We start from the raw sequence: 5,184 nt of genomic DNA, 5'->3' as shown, positions 1-5,184 counted from the left end.
GCCTGCCTGCCTGCCTGCCTGCCTGCCTGCCTGCCTGCCTGCCTGCCTGCCTGCCGTCGCGGCCCGTGGCGCGTAACCCACGGCGTGCCGCGGGCCCGGGACGGCCGGCGGTGTGGTCACAGGGCGCGGCCGAAGTGCAGGGCTGTGATCGCCATCCGGTGGGCGTGGTAGAAGCGGTGGGCGTGGTGGTTGGTCACCCCCGAGTCCAGTTCGATGCGGGTGCAGCCGGCCGCGCGGGCGCGCTCTTCCAGTACGGCGAACATGCGGGCCCCGATGCCGCCGGAGCGCGCGTGTTCGGCGGTGACCAGGTCGTCCACGTACAGCAGCAGCCCCCGGCTGGTGGCGAGCACCCGGTGCGTCGCCACCGCCAGACAGGTGCCCGCCGGGTCGTAGCCGGCGGTGAAGACCAGGCCCTGGGCGTGCGCCCGGGTGGCGAAGGCGGTGAAGGCGTCCTCGGTCAGGGCGGGGCGCAGGGTGCGGATGAGTGGGGCCACGTCGGTGGCCATGGCGGCGTCGGTCGGGGCGATGTCGGTCGTCGTCAGCTCCACGCCGCGCATCGTAGGCCGAGTGTCCGGCGTACCGGTACGGGCCCCGGCCCCGGACCGTACCTCCGGCGGGCCGACCTGACGCACTCGGCCCGCCGGAGGTGAGGGGCGGGCCGCGGGCTGCCAGACTCGCGGCCATGCGTGCAGCGTTCATCCGGCGGCTCGGCCCGCCGGAGGCCATCGAGTACGGCACCCTCCCCGACCCCCGCCCCGGCCCCACCGACGTGCTGGTCGAGGTCGCGGCCACCACGGTGAACCCGGTCGACACCTTCGTCCGCTCCGGGCTCTTCCGCACGCCCACCCCCTTCCCGTTCGTCATCGGCCGGGACCTGGTCGGTACGGTCGCCGAACTGGGCCCCGGCGTCGACGGCTTCGCGGTCGGCGACGCGGTCTGGTGCAACAGCCTGGGGCACGGCGGCCGGCAGGGCGCCGCGGCCGAGCGCGCGGTGGTGGCCGCCGACCGCCTCTACCACCTGCCGCCTGGCGTGGACCCCGATGCGGCGGTCGCGGTGGTGCACCCCGCCGTCACCGCCCATCTGGCCCTGCTGACCCACGGCAGGCTGCGGGCGGGCGAGACGGTGCTGGTCGCGGGGGCCGCGGGCAACGTCGGATCGGCTCTGGTGGAGCTGGCCGTACGGGCCGGCGCCACGGTCGTGGCGACGGCGTCGGCCGGGGACCGCGCGTACTGCGAGGAACTCGGCGCCCGGTACGTCTTCGACTACCGTGACCCGCGGCTCGTCGAGCGCATCCGCGCGGTGGCCCCGCGCGGCGTGGACGTGCTCCTGGACACCTCGGGCCACAACGACCTGCCCGTCGCCGTGGAACTGCTGGCCTTCCGCGGCCGGATCGTGCTGCTGGCGGGGGCCCGCAGCCGGCCCGAACTCCCTGTCGGGCCGCTGTACATGAAGGACGGTTCGATCGTCGGCGTGGTCATCTCGCACGCCACGACGGCCGAGTTGGCCGAGGCCGCCCGATCGGTGGGCACGCTGCTCGCCCGCGGCGGACTGCGCCCCCGCGAACTGGAGCGCGAACCGCTCAGCGCGGCGGCCAAGACGCACACCCGGCTGGAGCGCGGTGAACTACACGGCCGGCGCGTGGTCCTCCGCCCTGATCTGGACGGCTGACCGTGCCCCGACGCGGGCGGTTGGCCCGTTCTGGCGGGAGCGGTGGGGCGGCGGGGTGTGGCGAGCGCCTGCCGGTAGGGGGTGGTGGGGTGTTGTGGGGATGCGTGCCGGCGGGGCTGGCGACTGGGGTTGCGGGGCCGGGCTGCCGGAGTCGGCGGGGTTGGCGGGTCCCGTAGGGCTTGCAAGGACCGGCCGGCTGGTTCGGGCGCGGGCCCGCCGCCCGGTTCAGCGCGGCGTGAAGAGCTGGGCGAGTACGCGGCGCGCGGTGGCTTCGACGTCGGCTGAGCCGCTGCCGCTGCCGCTGCCGCTGCCGCTGCCACCGGCGCCGGCGCTGTCACCGCCGCCGTCACCATCGCCACCACCAGCACGGTCGTCATCGCCGTCATCGCCGTCACCGTCGCCGACGGCGGCGGGCAGCGCGCCGCTGAGCCAGAGCGCGGCGAAGCCATGGGCCAGGCACCAGGCCGCGAGCTCGGCCGCCTCGGGGTCCGCCTCGGGGTCCCTTGCGGTGGCATCCGCCGTCGCGGAATCCGCGCGGGGCGGGGCCGTCGGTGACGAGGGCCTTGGCGAGGCGGGCGCCGCGGGCGGGGGCGCCGGTGCCGGCGGCGCGTCCTCCGTTGCGGGTGCTGGCGCGGAGCGCTGGGCCAGTGCGGTGGTCCGGGACCGGTTCGCGGCCAAGGCGGTGGTCAGGGACCGGTTCGCGCGCTCGCGCGCGGCGCTGACCTGCGGATCGTTCGTGTCGTAGAGGTTCGGTTGGAACATCACCGCGAAGTGGGCCCGGTGCTCGGCCGCGAAGCGGACGTACGCCACGCCGACGGCCAGCAGATCGCCGCCGGCGCCGCCGAGCGCATCGGCCAGCATGCCGTGCCCCTCGGCGGCGAGCGCGGTCAGCAGCCCCCGCTTGTCGCCGAAGTGGTGGGTGGGCGCGGCGTGCGAGACGCCCGCACTGTGCGCGAGGGCGCGCAGGCTCAGTCCCGCCACGCCACGCTCCGCGATCGTCGTGGCAGCGGCGGCGAGCAGGGTGCGGCGTAGATCTCCGTGGTGGTACGGGCGGGTAGCCATGCGGCCAGCCTATCTTGCCATTGACAAGATGGGGCAAATCGGGCGTATCTTGGCAGTGTCAAGTTCGATCCGAGGAGGATGTCATGGAACCGCTCGTGGCCCTGGTCGTCGGATTCCTCGGGGCGCGACTGGCCGGACTGCTCGGCGTGGACGCGCTGGACGGTTGGCACCCCGCGGTGCGCATCGGGCTGGCCCTGATGTTCGCCTTCACCGCGGTTGCCCACTTCCATCCGGCACTCCGTGCCGACCTCATCGACATGGTCCCGCCACCGCTGCCCCGCCCCGACCTGCTGGTGACCCTCACCGGCCTGCTGGAGGCGGCCGGCGCCGCAGCCCTGCTGGTGCCGGCGTCCGCACGGTGGGCGGCTGCCGGGTTGGCGCTGCTGCTCGTCGCCATGTTCCCGGCCAACGTCTCCGCGGCCCGCCGTCGGACCGCCCAGGGCGACCCGCTCGGCCGTCGCTCGGCGCTCCAGGCCGGATACGTCGCGGTCGCGGCGCTCGTGGCGGCGCTCTGAGGGACCCGCGGGCCCACCGATCCGCGCACATCGATAGGGGCGTACGTCCGCTCGGCGGGGAAGCGGGCGTACGCCGTGCGTGTCTGTGGCGGGCCCGCGAGCCCGCGTCTTCCGTCTGCCGGGGTGGGCCCCGCGCCATCCGCGCTGCGGCGGGCCCACGCCGTGCCCGTCTCTCCTGCTCCGTCCCTCCCGTACGGCGCCGTCTCGTACGGGCCGTTCCGTACGCCACCTCCGCTGCCGACGCGCGCTGGTGGTCGGCCTTGCTCGACCTCGTGCCTCCGTCGGTCGATGCGGCTGTCGGTCGACGGCTCCGGCGGTCAGTCCGCGGCGGTGGGGGGCGGGGTGGTCGGGGCGGCGGTCGGGGCGGTCGGCGTGGTGAAGGCCGCGCGGTGGTGGTGGGCCAGTTCGGTGTAGCCAGCGGCGTTGGCCCGGATGCCCGCGCGCTCCTCGTCGGTCAGCGGGCGCCGGACCTTGGCGGGCACGCCGGCCACCAGCGAGCCGGGCGGGATCTGCATCCCCTGCGGGACCAGTGCCTGGGCCGCGACCAGCGAACCTGCGCCCACCACCGCTCCGTTGAGCACGGTGGCGCCCATGCCGATCAGACAGTCGTCCTCGACCGTGCAGCCGTGCAGTACGGCGTTGTGTCCCACCGTCACGCGCGCGCCGACCGTCACCGGGAAGCCCGGATCGACGTGGACGGTGCAGTTGTCCTGGATGTTGCTGCCGGCGCCCACCGCGATCGGGCCGCAGTCGGCCCGTAGTACGGCGTGGTACCAGACGCTCGCGCCGGCGGCCAACGTCACCTCACCGATGATCACCGACGAGGGGGCGGTGAACACATCGGCGCCCACCTGCGGCTCCTTGCCGCCGAACGCCGCGATCAAAGCCTGCTGTGCCATCGCCGATCCCCTCCGCGAACCCGGTGCGTGCACCCCGCACCGTATGCCACGCCCCGGCGCGCCCCGCGGCCGTGGCGGCAGGCTCGTGCCCGGGGCGGTGCGTACGGCGGGCAGCTCGTACGCCGAGTCCCTACCTCAGACGGGGGAGAGCCGGGGCCGGGCGGGCCGCGGGGTCACGCCGGCCGGCCGCGGGGTCACGCCGACTTGCCGTCGGCCGCCACCACGGTGAACAGGCCGCCGTCCGGATCACGCAGCGTCGCCTCGTAACCGTGCGGCGAGACCGTCGGGAGCTCCACGGCCGAGCCACCGGCGTCGACAGCGACCCGCACCACCCGGTCCACGTCCGCACACGGGAAGTACACGTGCCAGCGGGGGCGGATGCTGGGGTCGGGGGCCGCCTCCACGGCGCCGCCACGCAGCCCGGCGACGGGGTGTTCGCCGTCCTTGAGCAGCACCTGGCCCTGCGCGTAGTCCACGTCGCACCCCGCCTCGCCGGGGATCGCCCACCGCAGGACCTCCCCGTAGAAGATGGCGGCGGCGAACGCGTCGCGGGTCCGCAACTCCAGCCAGGCCGGCGCCCGGCCGCGCCCCACCGACCAGTGCAACACCGCCCCCTCCCACAGGCCGAACGTGGCCCCGTCGAGGTCGGCCGCGAGCGCCGCCCGGCCGTGGCCGAGGCGCAGCGGCCCCACCGCCACCGTCGCGCCGCGCTCACGGATGCGTGCGGTCGTCTCGTCGGCGCTGGCCACCGCGAAGTACGGGGTCCACGCCACGGAGACGTGCAGGGTGCTGGCGAGCGCCCCGAGCCCGGCCACCGGCTGCCCGTCCAGGTGCGCCACGGCGAACTCGCTGCCCAGGTCGGCCGGCCGGAAGGACCAGCCGAGCACGGCCCCGTAGAACTCCTGGGCGGCCGGGAGGTCGCGGGCCAGCAGACTGACCCAGCAGGGCGCGGCCCCCCCCCCCCGCCGCGGGGGCGGCGGGGGGGGGGGGGCCGCCAAGGGTTTAACGCCTCACAACCCGAGCCCGCGGGGCCCGCACC

Annotated in this window: 6 protein-coding genes; 2 read left to right on the top strand and 4 right to left on the bottom strand. The window is 75.8% G+C overall.

Features of this window, described 5'->3' with window-relative positions:
* Window positions 1-116: 116 nt before the first annotated feature.
* Window positions 117-557: a GNAT family N-acetyltransferase gene (locus tag AAHZ94_RS28010; protein ID WP_349996306.1), complete on the bottom strand. Its 441-nt coding sequence runs from the start codon at window positions 555-557 to the stop codon at window positions 117-119.
* Between the two features lie 125 nt (window positions 558-682).
* Between AAHZ94_RS28010 and AAHZ94_RS28005 the strand changes: the two genes are divergently transcribed.
* Window positions 683-1,669, top strand: coding sequence for an NADPH:quinone reductase (locus AAHZ94_RS28005; protein WP_349996305.1), 987 nt, complete (start codon window positions 683-685; stop codon window positions 1,667-1,669).
* A 225-nt stretch (window positions 1,670-1,894) separates the two neighbouring features.
* Here the strand turns inward: AAHZ94_RS28005 and AAHZ94_RS28000 are convergent, their stop codons facing one another.
* Window positions 1,895-2,731: a TetR/AcrR family transcriptional regulator gene (locus AAHZ94_RS28000; RefSeq protein WP_349996304.1), complete on the bottom strand. Its 837-nt coding sequence runs from the start codon at window positions 2,729-2,731 to the stop codon at window positions 1,895-1,897.
* Window positions 2,732-2,814: 83 nt separating this feature from the next.
* Between AAHZ94_RS28000 and AAHZ94_RS27995 the strand changes: the two genes are divergently transcribed.
* On the top strand, window positions 2,815-3,246 hold the full coding sequence (locus AAHZ94_RS27995) for a DoxX-related protein (protein ID WP_349996302.1): 432 nt from the start codon (window positions 2,815-2,817) through the stop codon (window positions 3,244-3,246).
* Between the two features lie 317 nt (window positions 3,247-3,563).
* On the opposite strand, the gene AAHZ94_RS27990 is transcribed toward AAHZ94_RS27995, so the two are convergent.
* Both AAHZ94_RS27990 and AAHZ94_RS27985 read right to left on the bottom strand, forming a co-directional pair.
* Window positions 3,564-4,145: a gamma carbonic anhydrase family protein gene (locus AAHZ94_RS27990; RefSeq protein ID WP_349996300.1), complete on the bottom strand. Its 582-nt coding sequence runs from the start codon at window positions 4,143-4,145 to the stop codon at window positions 3,564-3,566.
* A 194-nt stretch (window positions 4,146-4,339) separates the two neighbouring features.
* Window positions 4,340-5,074: a VOC family protein gene (locus AAHZ94_RS27985; RefSeq protein ID WP_349996308.1), complete on the bottom strand. Its 735-nt coding sequence runs from the start codon at window positions 5,072-5,074 to the stop codon at window positions 4,340-4,342.
* Window positions 5,075-5,184: the final 110 nt, after the last annotated feature.

The sequence above is a fragment of the Streptomyces sp. HSW2009 genome (assembly GCF_040240285.1).
Lineage (GTDB): Bacteria > Actinomycetota > Actinomycetes > Streptomycetales > Streptomycetaceae > Streptomyces.
This window is presented reverse-complemented; position numbering and strand designations above follow the sequence as displayed.

Bases quoted from the DNA above. Each gene is read 5' to 3' on its own strand.
- AAHZ94_RS28005 (WP_349996305.1), top strand. From the start codon at position 683: ATGCGTGCAGCGTTCATCCGGCGGCTCGGCCCGCCGGAGGCCATCGAG.
- AAHZ94_RS27995 (WP_349996302.1), top strand. From the start codon at position 2,815: ATGGAACCGCTCGTGGCCCTGGTCGTCGGATTCCTCGGGGCGCGACTG.
- AAHZ94_RS28010 (WP_349996306.1), bottom strand. From the start codon at position 557: ATGCGCGGCGTGGAGCTGACGACGACCGACATCGCCCCGACCGACGCC.
- AAHZ94_RS27990 (WP_349996300.1), bottom strand. From the start codon at position 4,145: ATGGCACAGCAGGCTTTGATCGCGGCGTTCGGCGGCAAGGAGCCGCAG.
- AAHZ94_RS28000 (WP_349996304.1), bottom strand. From the start codon at position 2,731: ATGGCTACCCGCCCGTACCACCACGGAGATCTACGCCGCACCCTGCTC.